The sequence below is a fragment of the Saccharopolyspora erythraea NRRL 2338 genome (assembly GCF_000062885.1).
Classification (GTDB): Bacteria; Actinomycetota; Actinomycetes; order Mycobacteriales; family Pseudonocardiaceae; genus Saccharopolyspora_D; species Saccharopolyspora_D erythraea.
Map to the genome: position 1 here is coordinate 5,126,130 of NC_009142.1, position 21,657 is coordinate 5,147,786.

The 21,657-nt window shown below is 71.5% G+C and carries 18 protein-coding genes; 12 read left to right on the plus strand and 6 right to left on the minus strand.

Translation table 11 applies throughout. From position 1 onward, the window contains the following. Nucleotides 1-43: 43 nt before the first annotated feature. From SACE_RS22230 to SACE_RS22245, 4 genes are all read right to left on the minus strand, one after another. Nucleotides 44-628, minus strand: coding sequence for a thiamine pyrophosphate-dependent enzyme (locus SACE_RS22230; protein WP_009943547.1), 585 nt, complete (start codon nucleotides 626-628; stop codon nucleotides 44-46). Beyond that, nucleotides 628-1,158: a thiamine pyrophosphate-binding protein gene (locus SACE_RS22235; protein WP_009943546.1), complete on the minus strand. Its 531-nt coding sequence runs from the start codon at nucleotides 1,156-1,158 to the stop codon at nucleotides 628-630. The genes SACE_RS22230 and SACE_RS22235 overlap by 1 nt, the downstream gene beginning before the upstream one ends. 158 nt (nucleotides 1,159-1,316) lie before the next feature. After that, entirely contained in the window at nucleotides 1,317-2,117 is an 801-nt protein-coding gene (locus SACE_RS22240; RefSeq protein ID WP_009943544.1) for an alpha/beta fold hydrolase, read from the minus strand. Between the two features lie 173 nt (nucleotides 2,118-2,290). Further along, nucleotides 2,291-3,244 carry a LysR family transcriptional regulator gene (locus SACE_RS22245; protein ID WP_009943543.1) on the minus strand — a complete coding sequence of 318 codons (954 nt, stop codon included), beginning with the start codon at nucleotides 3,242-3,244 and terminating at the stop codon, nucleotides 2,291-2,293. A 119-nt stretch (nucleotides 3,245-3,363) separates the two neighbouring features. On the opposite strand from SACE_RS22245, the gene SACE_RS22250 reads away from it, so the two are divergent. Further along, the gene (locus SACE_RS22250; protein ID WP_009943542.1) at nucleotides 3,364-4,548 is read left to right on the plus strand and encodes a CaiB/BaiF CoA transferase family protein; all 1,185 of its coding nucleotides are present in this window, start codon (nucleotides 3,364-3,366) and stop codon (nucleotides 4,546-4,548) included. 43 nt (nucleotides 4,549-4,591) lie between these two features. Continuing rightward, the gene (locus SACE_RS22255) at nucleotides 4,592-5,758 is read left to right on the plus strand and encodes an acyl-CoA dehydrogenase family protein (protein WP_011874390.1); all 1,167 of its coding nucleotides are present in this window, start codon (nucleotides 4,592-4,594) and stop codon (nucleotides 5,756-5,758) included. Nucleotides 5,759-5,778: 20 nt separating this feature from the next. Here the strand turns inward: SACE_RS22255 and SACE_RS22260 are convergent, their stop codons facing one another. Beyond that, nucleotides 5,779-7,710 carry an amylo-alpha-1,6-glucosidase gene (locus tag SACE_RS22260; RefSeq protein WP_011874391.1) on the minus strand — a complete coding sequence of 644 codons (1,932 nt, stop codon included), beginning with the start codon at nucleotides 7,708-7,710 and terminating at the stop codon, nucleotides 5,779-5,781. 175 nt (nucleotides 7,711-7,885) lie between these two features. Between SACE_RS22260 and SACE_RS22265 the strand changes: the two genes are divergently transcribed. The 8 genes from SACE_RS22265 to SACE_RS22300 all read left to right on the plus strand — a co-directional run bounded on the left by SACE_RS22265 (nucleotide 7,886) and on the right by SACE_RS22300 (nucleotide 19,118). After that, nucleotides 7,886-8,920 (plus strand): LacI family DNA-binding transcriptional regulator, encoded by a 1,035-nt coding sequence (locus SACE_RS22265; RefSeq protein WP_011874392.1) that lies wholly within the window; start codon nucleotides 7,886-7,888, stop codon nucleotides 8,918-8,920. Then, entirely contained in the window at nucleotides 8,920-10,143 is a 1,224-nt protein-coding gene (locus SACE_RS22270) for a sugar ABC transporter substrate-binding protein (RefSeq protein ID WP_009943537.1), read from the plus strand. The genes SACE_RS22265 and SACE_RS22270 overlap by 1 nt, the downstream gene beginning before the upstream one ends. A 4-nt stretch (nucleotides 10,144-10,147) precedes the next feature. Next, complete coding sequence (locus SACE_RS22275) at nucleotides 10,148-11,221, plus strand: carbohydrate ABC transporter permease (RefSeq protein WP_231849727.1); 1,074 nt, start codon at nucleotides 10,148-10,150, stop codon at nucleotides 11,219-11,221. Then, nucleotides 11,218-12,066: a carbohydrate ABC transporter permease gene (locus SACE_RS22280; RefSeq protein WP_009943532.1), complete on the plus strand. Its 849-nt coding sequence runs from the start codon at nucleotides 11,218-11,220 to the stop codon at nucleotides 12,064-12,066. Before SACE_RS22275 ends, SACE_RS22280 begins: the two co-directional genes overlap by 4 nt. Nucleotides 12,067-12,416: 350 nt before the next feature. Then, complete coding sequence (locus SACE_RS22285) at nucleotides 12,417-13,481, plus strand: L,D-transpeptidase (RefSeq protein WP_231849728.1); 1,065 nt, start codon at nucleotides 12,417-12,419, stop codon at nucleotides 13,479-13,481. Between the two features lie 401 nt (nucleotides 13,482-13,882). Continuing rightward, complete coding sequence (locus SACE_RS22290) at nucleotides 13,883-16,327, plus strand: glycoside hydrolase family 2 (RefSeq protein WP_011874393.1); 2,445 nt, start codon at nucleotides 13,883-13,885, stop codon at nucleotides 16,325-16,327. A gap of 216 nt (nucleotides 16,328-16,543) precedes the next feature. Continuing rightward, on the plus strand, nucleotides 16,544-17,929 hold the full coding sequence (locus SACE_RS22295; RefSeq protein ID WP_009943529.1) for an MFS transporter: 1,386 nt from the start codon (nucleotides 16,544-16,546) through the stop codon (nucleotides 17,927-17,929). A gap of 46 nt (nucleotides 17,930-17,975) precedes the next feature. Next, nucleotides 17,976-19,118, plus strand: coding sequence for an L-talarate/galactarate dehydratase (locus tag SACE_RS22300; protein ID WP_009943528.1), 1,143 nt, complete (start codon nucleotides 17,976-17,978; stop codon nucleotides 19,116-19,118). Between the two features lie 41 nt (nucleotides 19,119-19,159). Here SACE_RS22300 and SACE_RS22305 read toward each other — a convergent pair whose 3' ends face one another. Beyond that, nucleotides 19,160-19,987, minus strand: a complete 828-nt coding sequence (locus tag SACE_RS22305) for a helix-turn-helix transcriptional regulator (RefSeq protein ID WP_011874394.1) — start codon at nucleotides 19,985-19,987, stop codon at nucleotides 19,160-19,162. A 110-nt stretch (nucleotides 19,988-20,097) separates the two neighbouring features. Between SACE_RS22305 and SACE_RS22310 the strand changes: the two genes are divergently transcribed. Together SACE_RS22310 and SACE_RS22315 are read left to right on the plus strand one after the other, a co-directional pair. Then, nucleotides 20,098-20,862: an SDR family oxidoreductase gene (locus tag SACE_RS22310; protein ID WP_085982007.1), complete on the plus strand. Its 765-nt coding sequence runs from the start codon at nucleotides 20,098-20,100 to the stop codon at nucleotides 20,860-20,862. Between the two features lie 17 nt (nucleotides 20,863-20,879). Further along, on the plus strand, nucleotides 20,880-21,641 hold the full coding sequence (locus SACE_RS22315; RefSeq protein WP_009943523.1) for an SDR family NAD(P)-dependent oxidoreductase: 762 nt from the start codon (nucleotides 20,880-20,882) through the stop codon (nucleotides 21,639-21,641). Nucleotides 21,642-21,657 lie beyond the last annotated feature (16 nt).

The following is a 21,657-nucleotide window of genomic DNA, read 5'->3' on the forward strand; positions in this document are numbered from 1 at the left end:
GCCGGTGTTGAGCCAGGCGGTCGTGTTCTCGGCACCGCCGCGGCTAGAAGGTCGGGAAACCGAGCGCGGCGCGGAAGGCGTTCTTGTTCGCCACGCCGTCGCGCGGCGGCAGCGCGCGGGGCGGCTCGTCGGTGTTGATGAGCACCTGGGCGTAGGTCGTGGCCTGGCGGGCGCGGATGCGCGCGCCGAGGTCGCCGACCTCGGCGAGATCGCTGATCCGGTGGGCGTCGGCGATGCCGAAACCCCGCGCCACCGCGACGAGATCGGTGCCGAGGCTCGTGTGGCTGGACTGCATGCCGGTCTCGCCGAAGTGCCCGTTGTCGAGCACGACCACGTCGAGGTTGGGCGGCTGCCGGACGCCGATGGTGCCCAGTGCGCCGATGCCCATGAGGTGCTCGCCGTCGCCGGTGATCGCCACGACGGGGTGCCGGGGCTGCGCGAGCGCGAGACCGAGGGCCAACGGGACGGCGGCGCCCATCGCGCCCCACAGGTAGAAGTTCCCGGGTCGGTCGCAGGCGGCGAACACGTCGTAGCTCGCCGAGCCGAGCCCGCTGACGACGAGGGTGTCGCCAGGGACGCGGTCGATCAGCTCGGCGACGAAGCGGCGGCGGTCGAGGCGGGTGGTCATCAGTCGCGCTCCCACTTCTTGCGTCCGATCAGCTTCTGCCCGAGCAGGACGGCCACCCGGTCACCGGCCTCGAAAGCCGAGTCCAAGGCCGCCTGCACGGTTTCCTCGACGTCGTCGGGGTCGTCGGCCCGCAGGACGGTGACGCCCATGAGCTCCAGCGCCCGCCGGGTGCCGCGCCCCATGGGCGCCTGCCACGGGTTGAAATCCGCGTACTCGCCGCGCATCGTGACCAGCGCCAGGAACGGGAAGCGGCACATCTCCAGCAGGGAGAACATGTTGACGCAGTTGCCCACACCGCTGCTCTGCGTCAGCAGCACCGCCCGCTGGCCGCCGAGCCAGGCGCCGCTGACGACCGCGACACCCTCCTCCTCGGTGGTGAGCACGATGTCGTGGATCGACGGGTCCTGCCGGGCCTGGCCGATGACGTGGGAGTGGCCGGCGTCGGGGACGTAGGCGATCTGCTGCACCCCGCCCTTCTTCAACACGGTGAAGACGGCGTCCTGCCAGGCGGTGACTTGCTTTTCGGGCATCCGCTTCGGCTCCGCTGTTCGGTCGACTGGTGGCACACATCATGTGCACTCATGCAGCCGCCTGAACAATAAAAAGAAGTGATGCCCGCATGCGCTGACGGCATCGGAGTCCGAAGCGGCGCCCGGCGGACGCTCTGCCCGGTGTGTGCCGGATTCCTTCAGCCTGCGAGGAAATCCGCGACCAGCGCCCCGGCTTCTCCGCGGCGCTCGCGGAAATAGGCGTGGCGCGCGCCGGCGAGGAGGCGCACCCGCGCGTCCGGGATCCGCGAGGCGAGCAGCTCCGCGTTGTCCGGCGGTGTCAGCCGGTCCTCGTCACCGTGCAGGATCAGCGTGGGCGCCGTGATCAGCGGGAGCACGTCCCAGGCGTCGTGCTCGTTGCTGGCCACCAGGTGGCGGCGCCGGGCGTGCGGGGGCATGTCCGGATCGCCGAGGACCGGATGCGGTCCGGGATGCTCGGCGAGCCAGGCCGGAGCGAACATCAGCTCGAGCAGGGCGCCGCGAGCCGCTGCGGGGTCGCTCTGCGCCAGGGCGCGCCGCACCGCGCCGTCGCGCTCGACGGCGCGCGGACCGCCCGGCGAGGTGCATCCGAGCACCAGCCGCCGCACGCGTTCGGGATGGCGCGCGGCGACCCACTGCGCGACGCGGCCGCCCATCGACGTCCCGTAGACGTCGGCGCGGTCGACGCCGAGGTCGTCGAGAACGGCGATGACGTCCTCGGCGAAACCCCGGGTCGAGTAGTGCTCGTCCGGCTTGCCGCTGTCACCCGTTCCCCGGTAGTCCATCGTGATGGTGCTGTGCTCGGCGTCGAAGTCCTCGCGCACGCCGTCCCACCAGTGGTGGTTGTTGGCCTGCCCCGCGAGCAGCACGAGGGGGTAGCCGCTCCCCTGGCGCTGGTGGGCGAGCGCGGTGCCATCGTGGGCTCGGGCGACGGCGTCGGTCCGCTGGTGGGCGTGGGGCATGGCTTCCTCCCTGCCGCGCGATAGCTCGCGGAGCTCGTCATCGATCTTCCGGGGTCGTGCCGTCCGGTTTTCCGGGGCTATGCCGTCCGGCCTTCCGTGGCGATGCCGTCCGGCCTTCCGTGGCGATGCCGTCCGGCCTTCCGTGGCGATGCCGTCCGGTCTTTCCCGGGCCCTCATCGGTCTTCCAGGCCGGTGCCGTCGGCATGCCACTCGGCCGACGGCCAGCGGCCGTCGCGCACGGCGGCGTGGACCTGCCGTCCCAGCTCGCGCGCCACGACCTCCACCGCGGGCGGTGTGCGCCCGCTGCGCTGCGTGCCGAGGACGATCGAGCGCCACACGTCGGGCTCGCACAACGGCGCGGCGCTGAGCGATCCGCGGGCGACGTCCTCGGCGATGCCCACCCCGGGCAGGATGGTCCAGCCGTGGCCGGCGAGCACGAGCTGCTTCTGCACCCGCATCGAGTTGGTCTGCACGACCACGTTCAGGTCGGCTCCGGCGCGGGCGGCGGCCGAGTCGATCAGGGCCCGCAGGGCGTGCCCGGCCGCGGGCATGACGAGCGGGTGCGCGGCGACCTCCGAGAACGGGACCGGGCTCGCGGCGCGCAACGCCTCGTCGTGCGGCGCGACCGCCCACAGCCGCTCCCGCGCCAGCCGGTGCGCGTTGAGCGACGGACCGCTGGCCAGGTTGTAGAGCAACGTCAGGTCGAGGTCGCCGTCGTCGAGCCACTGCTGCAGATGCCCCGAGTAGGCGGTCATCAGCCGCAGCTCGATCCCGGGCTGCTCCCGCGCGATGGCCGAGACCAGCGGCTCGGCGAGCAGGTCGGTCGCGCTCTCCAGCAGCCCGACGGTCACCACGCCGGTCACCGCACCGGGGGTCGGCTGCACCTCCACCCGCGCCCGTTCGAGCTCGTTGAGGGCCCGGCGGGCGCGGTCGACCATGACCGCCCCGGCCTCGGTGGGCCGCATGCCCTGGCGGGTCCGCTCGAACAGCACCACGCCGAGCTCCTGCTCCAGCGTGCGGATCTGCCGGGTGACGGCGGGCTGGACCAGGTGCAGCAGTTCGGCCGCCCGGGTGACGCTACCCGCCTCCGCGACCGTCACCAGCGCCTTGAGCTGCTTGATGTCCACCGCGTCCTCCCACCATCCGCGCCCGACATGGAGCCATCAGCTCTTTTTATTTCACGAACGCGGTCATTAACCGCGATGATGCTACTACTGCACATGCCCGGGCCAACGGAGGTCTCCGCATGACCGAACCGCCGCTTTCCGGCATCACCGTCGTCAGCATCGAGCAGGCGGTGGCCGCCCCCTTCGCGACCCGCCAGCTGGCCGATCTCGGCGCCCGCGTGATCAAGGTGGAACGGACGGGCGGCGGCGACTTCGCCCGCCGCTACGACACCACCGTGCACGGGCAGTCCAGCTACTTCGTGTGGCTCAACCGCTCGAAGGAGTCCGTGGCGCTGGACCTGAAATCCCCGCGCGGCCGGGAGGTTCTGGAGCGGTTGCTCGCCACGGCCGACGTGTTCGTGCAGAACCTGGCGCCGGGGGCGGCGGCGCGGCTGGGCGTGGACGCGGCGTCGCTGACGCGGCGATACCCGTCGTTGATCCCGTGCACCGTGTCCGGCTACGGCACCAGCGGGCCGTGGGCCGACCGCAAGGCCTACGACCTGCTCGTGCAGTGCCAGACCGGGCTGGTGTCGCTGACCGGCGACGAACGCGGAACCGCCCGCGTGGGGATCTCCGTCGCCGACATCGCCGCCGGGATGTACGCCTACTCGGGAGTCCTGACCGCGCTGTTCACCCGGGCGACCACCGCCGTCGCCCGCGCCGTCGAGGTGTCGCTGTTCGAGGCACTCGCCGAATGGATGAGCCAGCCCGCCGACTACACCCGCCACAGCGGCACCCAGCCGCCGCGGATCGGCACCCAGCACGCGACGATCGCCCCCTACGGCGCCTACACCGCGGCCGACGGCAGGGAAGTGCTGTTCTCCATCCAGAACGAGACCGAATGGGCCGCGCTGTGCGAGCAGGTCCTCGAACGCCCGGACCTGGTGGCCGACCCGCGGTTCGCCACCGGCTCCGACCGCGTCGCGCACCGCGACGAGCTCAACGCGATCGTCGCCGAGCGCTTCGGCCGCGGCGACAGCGCCGAGATCTCGAAGCTGCTCGACCAGGCCGGGATCGCCAACGCCGGGGTCAACGACGTCGCGGAGTTCCTCGCTCACCCGGTGCTCAGCGGTCGCGACCGCTGGCGCGACGTGGGTATCCCGGGAGCGGTCGTGCCGGCGCTGGTGCCCCCGGTCGACCTCGCGGGAGTCACCCCGCGCATGGATCCCGTGCCCGCCGCGGGCGAGCACACCGAGCGGCTGCTGACCGAGCTCGGCTACTCCCCCGGCGACATCGACGGCCTGCGTTCCGGCAACGTCATCTGAGCGTCCTCTGAGGACACACGACCAGACCAAGGAGCATCCCGACGTGAGCACCCTCGACGCCCTTTCCGAGGACGAGCGGTTCGTCGTCGCCACGGTCCGCGACTTCGTCGACAAGGAGGTCCGCCCGGTCGTCCGGGAGCTGGAGCACTCCGGCACCTACCCCGAGGCGCTGATCGAGCAGATGAAGCAGCTCGGGATCTTCGGGCTGGCCGTCCCCGAGTCCTACGGCGGCACCCCGGTGTCCACCCCGTGCTACGTGCTCGTCACCGAGGAGCTCGCCCGCGGCTGGATGAGCCTGGCCGGCGCGATGGGCGGGCACACCGTCGTCGCCAAGCTGCTGCTGCGCTTCGGCACCGAGGAGCAGAAGCGCCGCTACCTGCCGGGGATGGCCACCGGCGAGGTGCGGGCGACGATGGCGCTGACCGAGCCAGGCGGCGGTTCGGACCTGCAGGCCATGCGCACCGTCGCCAGCCGCGACGCCGACGGGTACGTGGTCAACGGGTCGAAGACCTGGATCACCAACTCGCGGCGCTCGCAGCTCATCGCGCTGATGTGCAAGACCGACCCGCGGGCCGAACCCGCGCACAAGGGCATCTCGATCCTGCTCGTCGAGCACGGGCCCGGGCTCACCGTCTCCCGCGACCTGCCCAAGCTCGGCTACAAGGGCGTCGAGAGCTGCGAGCTGTCCTTCGACGACTACCGCGCGAGCGCGGACGCGGTGCTCGGTGGCGTGGAGGGCGCGGGTTTCGCGCAGATGATGAAGGGCCTGGAGACGGGCCGCCTGCAGGTCGCCGCGCGCGCACTCGGCGTCGCCCGCGCCGCGCTGGAGGACTCACTGGCCTACGCCCAGGAGCGCGAGTCCTTCGGCAAACCCATCTGGCAGCACCAGTCCATCGGCAACTACCTGGCCGACATGGCCACCTCGTTCTCGGCCGCGCGCCAGCTCACCCTGCACGCCGCGCGCGAGTACGACGCGGGGCGCCGGGTCGACATGGAAGCCGGCATGGCCAAGCTGTTCGCCTCCGAGACCGCCATGCGGATCGCCCTCGACGCCGTGCGCATCCACGGCGGCTACGGCTACTCCACCGAGTTCGACGTCGAACGCTACTTCCGCGACGCGCCGCTGATGATCGTCGGCGAGGGCACCAACGAGATCCAGCGCAACGTCATCGCGAGTCAGCTCGTGAAGCGCGGCGGCCTCGACGGCTGAGAACCGATGCCGGCGCCGCCCTACGCGTTCCGCCCCGGCTGCGCACCGGGCTTCGCCGCCCGGTTCCAGCCCTCCAGGTAGCCGACCACGGCGACGGCACCGGCCGCCGACCACGCCTGCGGCCGGCATGACGCGGGATAGGCCACGACGGGCTCGCCCGCCGCCCTGTCGGTGCCGCCGTGGAGCTCGGGCACCCGGTGGCCGAACTCCACGGCCGACCGCACAAGTCCCTCGGCCAGCACCCGCGCCTGCTCGTGCAGCCCCTCGGCGGCGAGCCCCAGCACCGCGATCGCGGTGTCGTGCGGCCAGACGCTGCCGCAGTGGTAGCTCAACGGGTTGAACCCGGCGTTGGTCGACGCCAGCGTGCGCAACCCGTAGCCGCTGTCCAGCGCGCTGCTGGTGAGCTGGTCGGCCACCAGCCGCGCTTCGTGCGCGTCGAGCAGTCCCGTACCCAGCAGGTGCGCCATGTTCGACGTCGGCCCGGTGACGGGGCGCTTGTCACCGTCGAGCGCCACCGCCGGGTAGCGGCCGTGCTCGTCCTCCACCCAGAACTGCTCGCGGAACCGCGCGCGCAGCTCGGCTCCCCACTGGCGGGCCGGGCCGCCGTCGCCGCCGAAGGCGTCGAGCAGGTCCGCGCCCCCGACCGCGGCAGCGTAGGCGTAGCCCTGCACCTCGCACAGCGCCAGCGGACGGCGCGCGATGCCGCCGTCGGACCAGCGGATGCCGTCGCCGGAGTCCTTCCAACCCTGGTTGGCAAGCCCGTCGGCGTCCGAGCCCTGGTACTCGCAGAACCCGTCACCGTCGGGATCACCGGGACCGGACAACCACCCCAGCGCCGCCGTCAACGTCGGCAGCAGTGCGCGCACCTCGTCCTCCGGCAGGCCCGCGCGCCAGGCGTCGTGCAGCAGGCACACCCACAGCGGCGTCGCGTCGACGGTTCCGTAGTACAGCGGCGGCAGCCGCAGCGGCTCGGAGCCGTCGATGTCGATCGCCGCCCGCCGCAGCTCGTGCGGGATCTTGCCCGGCTGCTCCTCGGTGGCCGGGTCGTGCCGGGTGCCCTGCAGCGCGGCGAGCACGCGCAGCGTGCCACCGGCCAGCTCGGTGCCCAGCGGCAGCAGGAACCTGGCCGCCCACAGGGAGTCCCGGCCGAACAGGGTGAAGAACCACGGGCTGCCCGCGGCGAGGAACGCCGACTCCGGCTGCCGCGGGTCTGCCAGCAGCAGTCCGTCCAGGTCCTGCAGGCTGCGCTCCAGGAGCCTGGCGTGATCACCCTCCCCCGCCCGCGGAGCGACCAGCCGGACGGGACGCGCCGGCCGCTGCGGCAGGAACCCGGACTGCTCTTGCTCGTGCTGGTGGAGGGCGAACGACAAGGACCACTGCGCGCCGGCGGGAAACTCGACGCGCCACGACAAGCGCACCTGGTTGTCCTCAATGGACACATCGTCGGCCGTCCGGCTCGCGGCGAGGTCGACGGCGCACCCGTCACCCTGCCAGCGCACACCGTCGCCGGTGGCCTCCGGTTCCGCGAGCGCGCCCGGGGCACCGGCCTTCACCAGGTCCATCCTGGCCAGGTCGGTCGCGACGCGAGCGGTGACGACCAGGTCGGCGTCGCGCGACGAGTGGTTGCACAGCGTCCAGGTCTCGGCGAAGGACTCACCACCGGCACGGCGCTCGCGGCGGTAGTGCAGCACAGGATCCGGGTTCGCCTCGCCCTGTCCGCGCAGCACCCCGTGGAAGCATGCCCGACCGGCCTCGGGCGCGTTCGCGCCCGTCGGCACCAGCTCCGCACCCTCGACGCCGATCTCCAGCAGCGCCAGGCCGCGCCGGTCGTGGCGGTAGAAACCGGACGCCCCTCCGGCGCGGATCTGCCCGTCCGGCGCGCTGATGGCGACGCTCGGCGCGCACAGCACGGTGACCAGGTCGTGGAGCGCGGGCTGCTGGCCGTCGGGCATGGATTCCTCCAACTGGTTCTTCTTGACATTCGGGCAGCGGCGGGCGAGCCTGGTGCCTCAACCAAGGCTTTGAACGTTCAAAACAGGTTCAAAGCTTGATTTGAACGTTCAAACCGATCGCAGTCTGGCACGGACCGGCACGGCGAGGCCAGACCTGCGCGGAAGGGGTTCCGAGGTGCCTCGGGCAACGACGCTCGAACAAGTCGCCGCACGCGCCGGCGTCTCCCGCCAGACGGTGTCCAACGCGCTCAACGCGCCGGGCAAGGTCCGTCCCGACACGCTGCGGCGCGTCCGCGAGGTCATCGACGAGCTGGGATACCGGCCCGACACGAAGGCGCGCGGGCTGCGCACCCGTTCCAGCGGCCTGATCGGCTACTGCGTCGCCGAACGACGCGCGGACTCGGTCAACACGTTCATGGACCGGTACCTGCGGGCCCTGACCGCCGAGGTGGAGCGCACCGGCAGGCACGTCCTGCTGTTCACCGCCGCCCCGGGCGCCGAGGGGCTCCCCGTCTACGAGGACCTGCTCGCCCGCAGCGCGGTCGACGCGTTCGTGCTCAGCGACACGCAGGTCGGCGACCCCCGGCACGAATGGCTGGCCGAGCGCGGGGTGCCGTTCGCCTCCTTCGGCCGGACCGGCTCCGGCACCGGCGACCAGCCCGGCCCGTGGGTCGACGTCGACGGCGCGGACGGCACCGCCCAGGCCGTGCGCCACCTGCTCGAACAGGGGCACTCGCGGATCGGGTTCCTCGGTCTGCCCGAGGGCAACCGGGTGGGTGACGACCGCGCCGAGGGATGGCGGCGGGCCTGCGCGGAAGCCGGCGTCGAGGCGTCCGGCGACCTGGTGGTGCGATGCGCCGACGAGCACCGCGACCGCGGTGAAGCCGCCGAGCTGCTCCTGGACCCGGGCGGCGGGCCGACCGCGCTGGTCGCCGCGAACGACGCGCTGGCGCTGGGTGCCTACGCGGCGCTGGCCGCCCGCGGACTGCGGGTCGGAACCGACGTGGCGGTGACGGGATTCGACGACAGCCCCACGGCCTCGGTGCTCGTGCCGGGCCTGACCAGCTTGCGCCAGCCTGTCGAACGGGTCGCGCGGCGGATGGTCGAACTGCTGGACGAGCCGGACGCCGCCGGCGGCGAGCTGCTGTCGCCGGAGCTCGTCGTCCGAGGCAGCAGCGACCCGGTCCACTCGGCCGGAGGGCAGCTCTGATGCGGCGCGCACTCGCGGCCGCGATGGCCTTCTCCGTCGCCGTCCTCGCCACCGGCTGCGGCAGCGGCTTCGACGATCCGGTCGAGCAGGAGCGCGGACCGGTCACGTTGCAGGTGCTGATCGGGTCGGGCACGACAGCCGAGACCCGCGTGCTGCGCGAGCAGACCGCCCGCTGGGCCGCACGGACCGGCAACAGGGTCGAGATCGTTCCGGCCGCCGAGCTTGAGCAGCAGCTCGGGCAGGCCTTCGCAGGCGGCAGCCCGCCCGACCTGTTCTACCTCTCCCCCGACAGCTTCGGCCGCTACGCCGGGAGCGGGAACCTGCACGCCTACGGGGACCGGCTGCGCGGCGCCGCCGACATCTACCCGAACCTGCGGGAGGTGTTCACCCGCGACGGCGAGCTCTACTGCGCCCCCAAGGATTTCTCGACGCTGGCGCTGCTGATCGACACCGACGCGTGGCAGGCCGCCGGCCTCACCGACGCCGACATCCCGACGGACTGGCGGCAGCTGGCCGACGTCGCCCAGCACCTGACCACACCGACTCGCAAGGGCCTGGTGTTCGACGACAACAGCGACCGCATCGGGGCGTTCATGCGGCAGGCCGGTGGCTGGTACCTCGACCCGGCGGGTCGGAAAGCCACAGTGGACAGTCCGGAGAACCTCACTGCGCTGCGGTACGTGCAGCAGCTGTTCCGCTCCGGCAGCACCGCGTTCTCCTCGCAGGTGGATGCCGGATGGGGCGGGGAGGCGCTGGGCAGGGGAACCGCGGCGATGGCCATCGACGGGACCTGGGCCGCGGGCGCGCTCGCCGCCGACTACCCCGCCACCCGGTGGCGGTCCGTGGAGCTGCCCAGCGGCCCGGCGGGCAAGGGGACGCTGTCGTTCACCAACTGCTGGGGGATTCCCGAGCGCAGCTCCCGGCAACGAGCCGCGGAGGACCTGGTGGGCTTCCTGCTCGACGTCCCGCAGCAGGAGCAGGTCGGCCGCGAGGTCGGGGTCCTGCCGAGCAACCAGCGCGCGGCACGGGCGACCGACGCCGACACGCGGATGCGGGGGTTCACCGCGGGTGCCCCGTACGCGAAGGGCGAGGTGACGGCGCAGGGATTCGGGGCGGTCGCCGACGACTTCGACGCCAAGCTGCTGGGTCTGGCCCGCGGTGACGACCCGCGAGCGATCCTCGCCGAGGTGCAGCGCAACGCCGAACGAGCACTGGACCGGTGATCCGATGAAGACAGCGGCACTTCCTCGTCCGCGAGCCCGGTACGCGCCCGCTGCCGGCCGGATGTCGGCGGAGGCCAGGCGGGAGAACCGCGCGGGATGGCTGTTCGTCGCCCCGGCCGTGGCCCTGCTCGCGCTCTTCCTCGTCGTGCCGGCCGCCCTGGCGCTGTACGTGAGCCTGCTGGAGTGGAACGGCACCTACAGCCCGCTGTCGGGCCGGGCCCCGTTCGTGGGGCTGGAGAACTACCGGGAGCTGCTGGCCGAGGACGGGCTCGCCCGCGAGGACTTCATGACCAGCGTGCGCAACACGTTCTACTTCGTGCTGTTCACGGTCCCGGCGCAGACCTTCGTCGCGCTGCTGCTGGCCGTCGTGGTCAACGACCGCGCGCTGCGCGGACGCGGGTTCTTCCGGTCGGTGTTCTACTTCCCGTCGATCACCAGCTCGGTCGCGATCTCGGTCATCTTCCTGTTCCTGTTCTCCGGTTCCGGTGCGGTCAACGCGCTGCTGCGGTCGGTCGGTGTCGAGGGACCTGACTGGTTCACCGACTCCCGCGGTGTGCTGCACCAGTTGCTGGCCGCGGTGGGCGTGCACGACGCCCCGCCGTGGCTGGCGGGAACCGACCTGGCCGGCCTCTCGCTGTGGGAGTGGATGTCCGGGCCGTCGACGGCCATGCTCACCCTCGTCGCGCTCGTGGTGTGGACGACCTCGGGCACCTACATGCTGATGTTCCTGGCCGCCCTGCAGAACATCCCCGACAACGTCGAGGAGGCCGCGCGCGTCGACGGAGCCGGGTGGTGGCAGCGCTTCGGCAGGGTCACCGTGCCGATGCTGATGCCGACGGTGTTCCTGGTGGCGACGCTGGGGCTGATCAGCACGTGGCAGGTGTTCGACCAGGTCTACGTGATGAGCCAGGGCGATCCCGCCAAGACCACGCTGACCCCGGCGCTGCTGTCCTACCAGCAGTCCTTCGCCGAGGGCGCCTACGGAACGGGAGCGGCGATCGCCTTCCTGCTGTTCCTGCTCATCGTCGTGCTCACCGCGGCGCAACGCCTCGTGCTGCGGGACGGGAGGAACTCGTGACCACACCCGGCCCGTGGCGCATCGGGACCGCCTTCGGCTACGCCGTGCTGGTGGTCGGTGCCGTGCTCTACCTCGGTCCCTTCGCCATCCAGCTCGCCACGTCGTTCAAGACCGACGCCGACGCCGTGGCTCATCCGCTCTCGCTCATCCCGAGCCCGGTCACCACCGGCAGCTACCAGCGGGTCGCCACCGACCCCACCGTGGACGTCCCTCGGTGGCTGGGCAACTCCCTGCTGGTCACCGCGTGCGTGACGATCGGCAGGCTGCTGGTGGACTCGATGGCCGGGTACGCCCTGTCCCGGCTGCGCTGGCGCGGGCGGAAGGCGGTGTTCAGCGGTGTGCTGGTCGTGATGGCGGTGCCCAGCGTGGTGCTGCTGATCCCGAAGTTCCTCCTGCTGCGGCAGCTCAGCATGTACGACTCCTACTCCGGCATGATCCTGCCGCTGCTGGCCGACGCGATGGGCATCTTCCTGATGAAGCAGGCGTTCGAGCAGGTTCCCGCCGAGGTTGAGGAGTCGGCGAAGGTCGACGGCGCCGGCGTCGTCCGCCGGTGGTGGAGCGTCGTGCTGCCGATGGTGCGGCCGGCGCTGATCACGCTGGCGATCCTGGCCTTCCAGTCCTCCTGGAACGAGTTCGCCCACTTCCTGGTCGCGACTTCCGGCGCGCGGTACGAGACGTTGACCGTCGGCCTGGCGAGGCTGGTCAGCGGTGCGCTGGGCGAGGGGCGGCAACTGCCGCTGAAGCTGACCATCGCGATGGTGGCGACGGTGCCCGTCGCGGTCGTCTTCCTGTTCAGCCAGCGCTACCTGGTGCGCGGCCAGACGTCCGGCGCGGTGAAGGGATAGCAGAACCCCGCCCTTCCGGCCCCGCGGTCGGATGCGCGGGGCCCCGTACGTGCGAACACCCGGGCGAGGTGCTACGCGTCCGCGGGGCCGATGTCGCCCGGACGGGTGGTCGTCGGGTCCGCCCGACCAGGCGCGTAACCCTGCGGAACACGAGAAGGAACTGATCGGATGACCCCCGGCCATGATCGTGTTGAGATCTCGGCCCCGGACCCCAACAGTGTTTGGAATGTCGGGCCGAGCGGCGACCAGAGCGGGGGACCGATATGCGGGTCGCAACGACGTGGCAGCTCATCTGTGCAACCGCGCTCTCCTGCGTGCTGGCTTCCTGCGCCGAGGTGCCGCCGGCGTCGGTGACCGCATCGATACCGCACGGCGCCACCCAGGTCGCGCCCAGCGGCCCGCTGGTCGTCACCGCGCACCAGGGCACGCTCAGCTCGGTCACCGTGACCACCCACGAGAACGCCCCGGTGCCGGGTGCGATGGACCCCGACGGCCGCCGTTGGACCACGACCGCGCCGCTGGCCTTCGGCACGACCTACCGCGTGCAGGCCGTGGCCCACAACGCCGAGAGCGTCCCCTCGGTCCCGCTGAACTCGACGTTCAGCACGGTCGTCCCGAAGGAGGAGCTCACCGTCGACCGGACGCGGCCGTCCGACGGTGACACCGTCGGGGTGGCCATGCCGGTCTCGATCTACTTCAGCAGGCCGGTGGCGGACCGGGCGGCCGTCGAAAGCCGCCTGTCGGTCGAGCCGTCGGTGCCGACCGAGGGCTCGTTCCACTGGATGAGCGACGAACAGGTCAACTGGCGCCCCAGGGAGTTCTGGAAACCCGGCACCAGCGTCCGCGTGCGCGCGCGGCTGTACGGCGTGGACGCCGGCGGTGGCGTCATGGGGACCGCCGACCACGAGAGCGGCTTCGTCGTCGGACGCGACCAGCGCGCGGTCGGCGACGTCAACCGGCACGTGGTGACCGTATTCCAGGACGGGCAGCAGATCCGCGAGCTCCCGGCCTCCTTCGGCCGGAAGGTCTACCCCACCCAGTCGGGCATCCACGTCGCCTTCGAGAAGCACACCTCCACGCGGATGCGCTCGGACACCTGGGGAGGTCCGCGCAAGGGCGAGCCCGGCTACTACGACGAGGTCCTGCCGCACGCGGTCCGGATCTCCAACAACGGTGAGTTCGTGCACGTCAACGCCGCGACGGTGGGTCAGCAGGGCAGGGCCAACGTCTCGCACGGGTGCGTCAACCTCTCCCCCGCCAACGGCAAGTGGTTCTTCGACTTCGTCCAGATCGGGGACCCGGTGGAGATCGTCGGGTCGGACCGTCCGCTGACACCGCAGGACGGGGACATCCCGGACTGGACCATCCCCTACGACGACTACGTCAAGGGAAGCGCGCTCTACCAGCCGCGCTGACGCCCCGCGCCCCGGAAGCCCGCGCGGCGCAACGGGACCTCACCAAGGCCCGCACGGCCTCCACGTCCGCCGCCGGCGGCAGCGGCGCGCCGCCATGCCGACTGTGATCGAGAACGAACAACATCACGCATCAAATGAGCAGCGCACCCGGACAACTACGACATTAGTGTTGAAGTCTGATCGAAATTGATCGAGTTCGTTGACATCCGCCGAAAAGGGATCGTCAATTGACAACGCGTCGGCCCGGGGGACCCACCGCTCGTGCGTCCGGCCGGCGCTCTGGCGCCAGCGCCCGCTGGCGCGGTCCCCTTCGAGAAGGGTGTCCGACACCGATGTCACCAGCACCGACGACTCGACGGCGAACGATCCGAGGCTTCCTGACCACCGCGGTCGCGGCAGCGATGCTGTTGGCCACCGCGGCGGTACCTTCCACGGCGCAGCCGGCCGAAGGTCCGCAGCAGGCCGAGCCGCGCCTGACGACCCCGTGGACCGACGAGGTCTCACCGGACAACGCGCTGCCGGAGTACCCGAGGCCGCAGCTGACCCGCCCGAAGTGGCAGAACCTCAATGGCACCTGGGAATTCGCCCGCGCCGAGGCCGGCCAGGCCCCGCCCTTCGGGCAGCGCCTCCCGGAACGCATCCTGGTTCCCTACCCCACCGAGTCGGCGCTTTCCGGCATCCAGCGCCACGAAGACCGCATGTGGTACCGGCGGACCTTCACCGTGCCGCCGGACTGGCAGGTCGGCCGCGGCAACTCGCTGAAGATCAATTTCGGCGCCGTCGACCACCAGGCCGTGGTGTGGGTGAACGGCAAGCAGGTCGCCACCCACCGCGGCGGCTACGGCGCCTTCTCCGCCGACGTCACCGGCGCGCTGAAGCCGTCGGGCGAGCAGGAGATCGTCGTCGGCGTCGAGGACCGCACCGACGCCACCTGGCAGCCCGTCGGCAAGCAGCGCCTGGTTCCCGACCGCGGCATCTTCTACGAGGGCGCGTCCGGCATCTGGCAGACGGTCTGGATGGAACCGGTGGCGACGCGCGGCCACGCAGAGGTGCTGGACATGGTGCCCGACATCGACACCTCCACCCTCGGGCTGACGGTGCGCACCGGCGGCGCCCCCGGGCTGCGGGCCGAGGTCACCGTCAGGGACGGCGGCAGGGTCGTCAGCCGGACGCAGGGCGTCGCGGGCGGCAAGATCGACGTCCCGGTGCCCGGCGCCAAGCTGTGGTCGCCCGACTCGCCGTTCCTCTACGACCTCGACGTCGTGCTCACCGACCGCGGGCGACCGGTGGACCAGGTGTCGTCCTACTTCGGCATGCGCGAGATCGGCATGGCGCCGGGAGCCGACGGCAAGCAGCGGATCACGCTCAACGGCAGGATCCTGTTCCTGATGTCCACACTGGACCAGGGATACTGGCCCGACGGCATCTACACCGCCCCGACCGACGAAGCACTGCGGTTCGACCTGGAGCAGCACAAGAGGCTCGGTTTCAACACCGTGCGCAAGCACATCAAGACCGAACCCGACAGGTGGTACCGCCACGCCGACGAGCTCGGTCTGCTGGTCTGGCAGGACATGCCGTCGATGCGGACCGGCGAGGAGCGGCCGCCGGTCGACGCGCAGCGCCAGTTCGAGTCCGAACTGCACGAACTGGTGGAGCAGAAGAAGAACTGGACCTCGGTCATCGGCTGGGTGCCGTTCAACGAGGGCTGGGGCGAGTGGTCGCGCGAGGCCACCGGCCGCATCGCCGAGGACGTCAAGCGCCAGGACCCGACCCGGCTGGTCAACGGGCACAGCGGGGTCAACTGCTGTGCCTCGCTCGGCGACTCGGGCAAGGGCGACGTCATCGACTGGCACCAGTACGTCGGTCCGGCCACGCCTTCCCCGGAGGGCGACCGGGTTTCCATCGACGGCGAGCACGGCGGGTTCGGTCTGGAGGTCGACGGGCACATGTGGTTCGGCGAGGGCCACGCCTACGAGATGACCCCGGACGAGCAGACCCTCACCAGGCGCTACGTGGAGAACCAGCGCGACGTGCTCACCGCGGCGCAGCGCTGCGGTATCAGCGGTGCGATCTACACCCAGATCACCGACGTCGAGCACGAGGTCAACGGGTTCTTCACCTACGACCGCCAGGTGGAGAAGATGGACTTCGCGCGGGTCCGCGCCATCAACGACGAGATCGTGCGCAGCGCCGACGGCAGCGGCGGTCCCGCGCCGGCCCCGGGAACGCCGGGCCTGCAGGGCGTGCACGGCTACCAGTTCGACGAGGGCACCGGTGCGACCGCGGCCGACTCGGTCGGTTCCGCCGACGCCGCGCTGACCGGCACCGAGTGGGTGCCCGGGGTCGACGGCGGCGGGCTCTCCTTCGCCGGAGCGGGGCAGGCCGACACCGGGCAGCCGCTGATCGACACCGCGGGCAGCTACTCGGTCTCGGCGTGGGCCAAGCTCGACGAGGCCACCGGGGCGTTCCAGACGGTCGCCAGCCAGGACGGCGGCACCAACAGCGGGTTCTTCCTGCAGTACTCCGGAGCCGACCAGCGATGGGCGATGAGCTTCGTCGGACTGCGCGCACTGTCACCGGAGAAGCCCGAACCCGGGCGCTGGTACCACCTGACCGGGGTGCGCGACGCCGCGGACGGCACCGTCTCGCTCTACGTCGACGGGCGGCTCGCGGACACGAAGAACGCCTGCATCGCGGCGGAATCCACCGGCAGCACGGTGATCGGTCGGGCCCAGTACGGCGGCGCGCAGGTCGACTTCCTGCGCGGTGACGTCGACGACGTCCGCGTCTTCGACCGCGCTCTTTCCGAGGAGGAGGTCACCGCACTGGCCACCCGCGACTGACGCACCATCGCCAGAACGCCCCGGAGCGCCGGGTTCGCGCACGACCGCGCGGACCCGGCGCTCCAGCGCGTCGCACGGGCTGACGGCCGGTGAGCCCAGACCTTCCGATACGTTCAAGGTATTGGTTGATGTCCGATTGGTTTTGGACCGGCATCGCCGAGCCGCCCTAATGTCCTGGTCACCGCGCAGTGCTCCGCGGGCGACCGGAGGACAACGATGTCTGACAACACAACGGCTTCCAGCGGCGGGCAGACGGCGGCTCCGGCCACCACCGGCCGCCGCGTCCCGACCCGCTACCTGGTCCTGGCGCTGATCTTCATCATCACCGCGCTCAACTACGCCGACCGCAGCAGCCTCTCCATCACCGGCACCAGCCTGCAGGAGGACCTCGGTTTCAGCAGCGTCCAGCTCGGCTACATCTTCTCGGCGTTCAGCTGGGCCTACGTCGTCGGCCAGATCCCGGGCGGCATCCTGCTCGACCGCTTCGGCGCCCGCCGCGTCTACGCCCTGATCCTCGGGTTGTGGACCCTGGTGACCGCCGCGATCAGCCTGGTCGGGCTGATCACCACACCGGTGCTGGTGGCCGTGACCGTCATCTTCGTGCTCCGGCTCCTGCTGGGCGTCTTCGAGTCGCCCGCCTTCCCGGCGAACGCGCGGGTCGCCACGGCGTGGTTCCCCACCGCCGAACGCGGGCGCGCGACGGCGGTGTTCAACTCCGCCCAGTACTTCGCCACCGCCCTGTTCGCGCCGGTGATGGGCTGGGTCACGCACCAGTTCGGCTGGCGGTGGGTGTTCGTGCTGCTGGGCGTGCTCGGCGTGGTGCTGGCCGTGGTGTGGCTGCGGTGGATGGACTCGCCACGGCACCACCCGCGTGTCACGCCCGCCGAGTTGGAGACGATCACCGCGGGCGGCGGACTGGTCGACCTGGACGCACCGAAGACCGGAACCTCGGACGCGCCGAAGCTGCAACGCGCCCGCCTCGACCGCCGGACCATCGCGAAGATCTTCTCCACCCGCGCGCTGTGGGGCGTCTACGTCTCGCAGTACGCCGTGAACGCGCTGACCTACTTCTTCATCACCTGGTTCCCGGTCTACCTCGTGCAGGGCCGCGGGCTGTCGCTGCTGGAGGTCGGCTTCGTCGCGGCGCTGCCCGCGTTGTGCGGCTTCGCAGGCGGCCTCGCGGGCGGCTTCTTCTCCGACGCCATGCTGCGCCGCGGGTACTCGCTCACCGCGGCCCGCAAGGTGCCGTCGGTCATCGGCATGGGACTGGCGACCAGCATCGCGCTGTGCAGCCTCACCGACAGCAGCCCGCTGATCATCGCGATCATGACGCTGGCCTTCTTCGGCAAGGGACTCGGCTCGCTCGGCTGGGCCATCACCACCGACATCGCGCCGCCGCAGGCCACCAGCTTCGTCGGGTCGACGATGAACGCGTTCGGCAACGTGGCGGGCATCGTGACCCCGATCGTCATCGGCTACACCGTGCAGGCGACCGGTTCGTTCAACACCGCGCTGTGGTTCGTCGCCGCGCACGGGCTGCTGTCACTGGTCGGCCTCGCCGCGATGGGCACGATCAGGCGCATCCAGTTCGACGAGCCGTGACCGACTTTCCCGACCCAGCAACGAAATCACTGAACGGAGACCAACCATGACCACCGCAGGACCGGCCACTTCGGACCGGATCACCGGAGTCGAGATCTCCTCGGTGACGCTGCCGCTGCCCACCGCCATCAGCGACGCCAAGGTGCTCACCGGGCGGCAGAAGCCGATGACCGAGGTGGCGATGCTCTTCGCCGAGATCACCACCGAAGGCGGGCTGGAAGGCGTCGGCTTCAGCTACTCCAAGCGCGCGGGCGGTCCGGGCCAGTACGCGCACGCCTGCGAGATCGCGCCGGTGCTGCTCGGTGAGGATCCCAGCGACATCGCCAAGATCTGGGACAAACTCGTCTGGGCGGGGGCGTCGGTGGGCCGCAGCGGGTTGTCGGTGCAGGCGATCGCCGCCTTCGACGTCGCGCTGTGGGACCTCAAGGCCAAGCGCGCCGGTCTGCCGCTGGCCAAGCTCCTCGGCGCCCACCGCGACTCGGTTCGCTGCTACAACACCTCCGGCGGTTTCCTGCACGCGCCCATCGGGGAAGTCCTCGACCGCGCCGCGGAGTCGGTGGACAACGGCATCGGCGGGATCAAGATCAAGGTCGGCCATCCCGACAACGCCACCGACCTCGCCCGCGTGCGCGCCGTGCGCGAGAAGATCGGCGACGGCGTGGCCCTGATGGTCGACGCCAACCAGCAGTGGGACCGGCCCACCGCGCGACGCATGTGCCGCGCTCTGGAACCGCTGGACCTGGTGTGGATCGAGGAACCGCTCGACGCCCACGACTTCGAGGGCCACGCCGTGCTCGCGTCGCACTTCGACACCCCCATCGCCACCGGTGAGATGCTGACCAGCGTCGCCGAGCACACCGAGCTCATCCGCGCGGGCGGCGCCGACATCGTGCAGCCGGACGCCCCGCGCGTCGGGGGCATCACCCAGTTCCTCAAGGTGATGGCGCTGGCCGACAGCCGGAACCTGCAACTGGCACCGCACTTCGCCATGGAGATCCACATCCACCTCGCCGCCGCCTACGCCCGCGAGCCGTGGGTGGAGCACTTCGAGTGGCTGGACCCGCTCTTCGACGAGCACCTGGAGATCTCCGGCGGCCGGATGCACCTCTCCCCGCGCCCCGGCCTCGGCGTGACCATCAGCGACCAGGCCCGCGCCTGGACCGTCGCGGAGCAGCAGTTCCACGCCTGAGGTCCCGCCCCCGCACCACCACGCGAGGTGGGTCGAAGGGTTCAGGTCCGCTGACGTGAGGTGGCGGCCAGCGACCCGAGCAGGGCGAGCGCGCGGCTGCTCGCCGATGCCGGTTCGGCGTGGTAGACCACGAGTTCCTGGCCTGGGCTGGACCGGACGTCGAAGGTCTGCATGGTCAGCGTCAGCGGCCCGACGGCGCGGTGGTCGAAGCGTTTGCGCTCGAGCGCCTTGCCCCGAGCGTCGTGGCCGGCCCACAGCTCGGCGAACTCGGGGCTCTGGTCGAGCAGTTCGGTGAGCACCTGCCGCACGCGGGGGTCGTCGGGCGCCTCGCCGTGGCAGAGCCGGAAACCCGCGACGGTGTTGCGCGCGACGTCGTTCCAGTCCCGGTAGAACGTCCGCGCGACCGGGTCGGTGAACACCACGTGCATCAGGTTGCGCGAGTGGGTCCAGTCGTGGAAGAGCGCGTCCGCGATCGCGTTCGAGGCCAGCACGTCGTAGGCCCGGTTGTAGACGATGGCCGGGTTGTCCGGCCAGGCGTCCATGAGCTCCAGCAGGCTCGGGTCGACGCGGTCGCGCACGGCTGCGGTCCGTGCCCGCGGGCCGAGCCCGGCCAGCCGGAACAGGTGGCCGCGGCCGTCCTCGTCGAGCCGCAGCGCGGCCGCGAGAGCGTCGACCACCTGCGCCGACGGGCTGCGTTCCCGCCCCTGTTCGAGGCGGACGTAGTAGTCGACGCTGAGCCCCGCGAGCAGCGCCACCTCCTCGCGGCGCAGACCCGGCACCCGGCGGTACCCGGTGCTGGGCAGGTTCACCTCGCCCGGGCCGACCCGGGCTCGCCGCGCGCGGAGGTAGTCGCCGAGGTCGGAGCGCATCACAGCCCGATCGTAGGCGGCCGGGCGCCGGTCTTGGTGGGTGCGGCGCTCCCATGAGGACGGCGCCCTCGTACGGCACGTCCGAGCGGGGCAGCGTGGTCGGCATGCACATGAGCCGAGAAGCAGCCAACGCTCCCGTCACGGGAAAAGTCGTCCTCGTCACCGGCGCCAGCAGCGGGATCGGCGAGGCGATCGCCGCCCGCTCGGCCGGTGCCGGGCACCAGGTGGTCGCCGGCGCCCGGCGAACCGACCGCCTGCGGGCGCTCGCGGAACGCACCGAGGAGGCCACCGCCGCGTCGGGCGGCGGCATCCACCCCGTGCGCCTCGACGTCACCGACCGGGACGACGTCGCCGCCTTCGTCGAGACCGCCCGCGACCGGTTCGGGCGCGTCGACGTCCTCGTCAACAACGCCGGGGTCATGCCGTTGTCGCGACTGGACTCCCTGCTGGTGGACGAGTGGGACCGGATGATCGACGTCAACGTGCGCGGACTGCTGCACGGGATCGCCGCCGCGCTGCCCCGCTTCACCGCGCAGGGCGGGGGCCACTTCGTCACGATCGCGAGCATCGGCGCCCACCAGGTCGTGCCGACCAGCGCCGTGTACTCCGGCACCAAGTACGCCGCCTGGGCGATCACCGAGGGACTGCGCCAGGAGACCGACCCCTCGATCCGGGTCACCACCATCTCCCCCGGCGTCGTCACCTCCGAGCTCGCGGACTCCATCACCGATCCCGGGGCGGCGGAGGCGATGCACACCTACCGCAGGAACGCGATCGCGCCCGAGGCCATCGCCGAAGCCGTTTCCTACGCCCTCGACCAGCCCGACGACGTCGACGTCAACGAGATCGTCGTGCGTCCGGCCCGCCAACGCTGAGCACGCAGGAGGAATCCTTGAACACCATCCCCGCTTCCTGGGACCTCACCGGCCGAGTGGCCGTCGTCACCGGCGCTGCGCGCGGAATCGGCCGGGCCACCGCCGCGCTGCTGCGCGAGCGCGGCGCCCGGCTGGTCGTGACCGACCGTCGCGAGGCCGTCGAGGAACTCGCGGCGGACGACCCGGACGACGTCGCCGCGCTCGTGGGCGACGTCGCCGACGAGGACATCGCACGAGCCGCCACGCGGCTGGCCACCCAGCGGTTCGGGCGGCTCGACATCCTCGTCAACAACGCGGGCCGCACCCTGAACAAGCCGGTCACCGACACCACCGTCGACGACTTCGACGAGATCATGCGGGTCAACGCCCGCGGCAACTTCGTGCAGGCGCGCGAAGCCTTCCGCGCGATGGAGGCCGGAGGCGGCGGTGCGATCGTCTCGATCGCGTCCGTCTCGTCGGTCGTGGCGTTCCGGACCCAGACCGCCTATGCCGCGTCGAAAGGCGCCCTGGCGCAGATCACGCGGGTGCTCGCGATCGAGGGCGGCCCCAAGGGCATCCGGTCCAACGCCGTGCTCCCCGGCGTCGTCGACACCGACATCATGGAGGGCGTCGTCGACGACGGGCGCGAGATGCTCGCCTCCTTCGGCAGCGCGCATCCGATCGGCCGGATCGGCAAGCCCGAGGAGGTCGCCGAAGCCGTCGCCTTCCTCGTCTGCGACGCCTCCGCGTTCGTGACCGGCGCCCTCGTCGCCGTCGACGGCGGATGGACCGCTCAGTGAGCGCTGCGGGGTTCGA

Bases quoted from the DNA above. Each gene is read 5' to 3' on its own strand.
- SACE_RS22230 (WP_009943547.1), bottom strand. From the start codon at position 628: ATGACCACCCGCCTCGACCGCCGCCGCTTCGTCGCCGAGCTGATCGAC.
- SACE_RS22235 (WP_009943546.1), bottom strand. From the start codon at position 1,158: ATGCCCGAAAAGCAAGTCACCGCCTGGCAGGACGCCGTCTTCACCGTG.
- SACE_RS22240 (WP_009943544.1), bottom strand. From the start codon at position 2,117: ATGCCCCACGCCCACCAGCGGACCGACGCCGTCGCCCGAGCCCACGAT.
- SACE_RS22250 (WP_009943542.1), top strand. From the start codon at position 3,364: ATGACCGAACCGCCGCTTTCCGGCATCACCGTCGTCAGCATCGAGCAG.
- SACE_RS22260 (WP_011874391.1), bottom strand. From the start codon at position 7,710: ATGCCCGACGGCCAGCAGCCCGCGCTCCACGACCTGGTCACCGTGCTG.
- SACE_RS22270 (WP_009943537.1), top strand. From the start codon at position 8,920: ATGCGGCGCGCACTCGCGGCCGCGATGGCCTTCTCCGTCGCCGTCCTC.
- SACE_RS22275 (WP_231849727.1), top strand. From the start codon at position 10,148: ATGAAGACAGCGGCACTTCCTCGTCCGCGAGCCCGGTACGCGCCCGCT.
- SACE_RS22290 (WP_011874393.1), top strand. From the start codon at position 13,883: ATGCTGTTGGCCACCGCGGCGGTACCTTCCACGGCGCAGCCGGCCGAA.
- SACE_RS22295 (WP_009943529.1), top strand. From the start codon at position 16,544: ATGTCTGACAACACAACGGCTTCCAGCGGCGGGCAGACGGCGGCTCCG.
- SACE_RS22300 (WP_009943528.1), top strand. From the start codon at position 17,976: ATGACCACCGCAGGACCGGCCACTTCGGACCGGATCACCGGAGTCGAG.
- SACE_RS22305 (WP_011874394.1), bottom strand. From the start codon at position 19,987: ATGCGCTCCGACCTCGGCGACTACCTCCGCGCGCGGCGAGCCCGGGTC.
- SACE_RS22310 (WP_085982007.1), top strand. From the start codon at position 20,098: ATGAGCCGAGAAGCAGCCAACGCTCCCGTCACGGGAAAAGTCGTCCTC.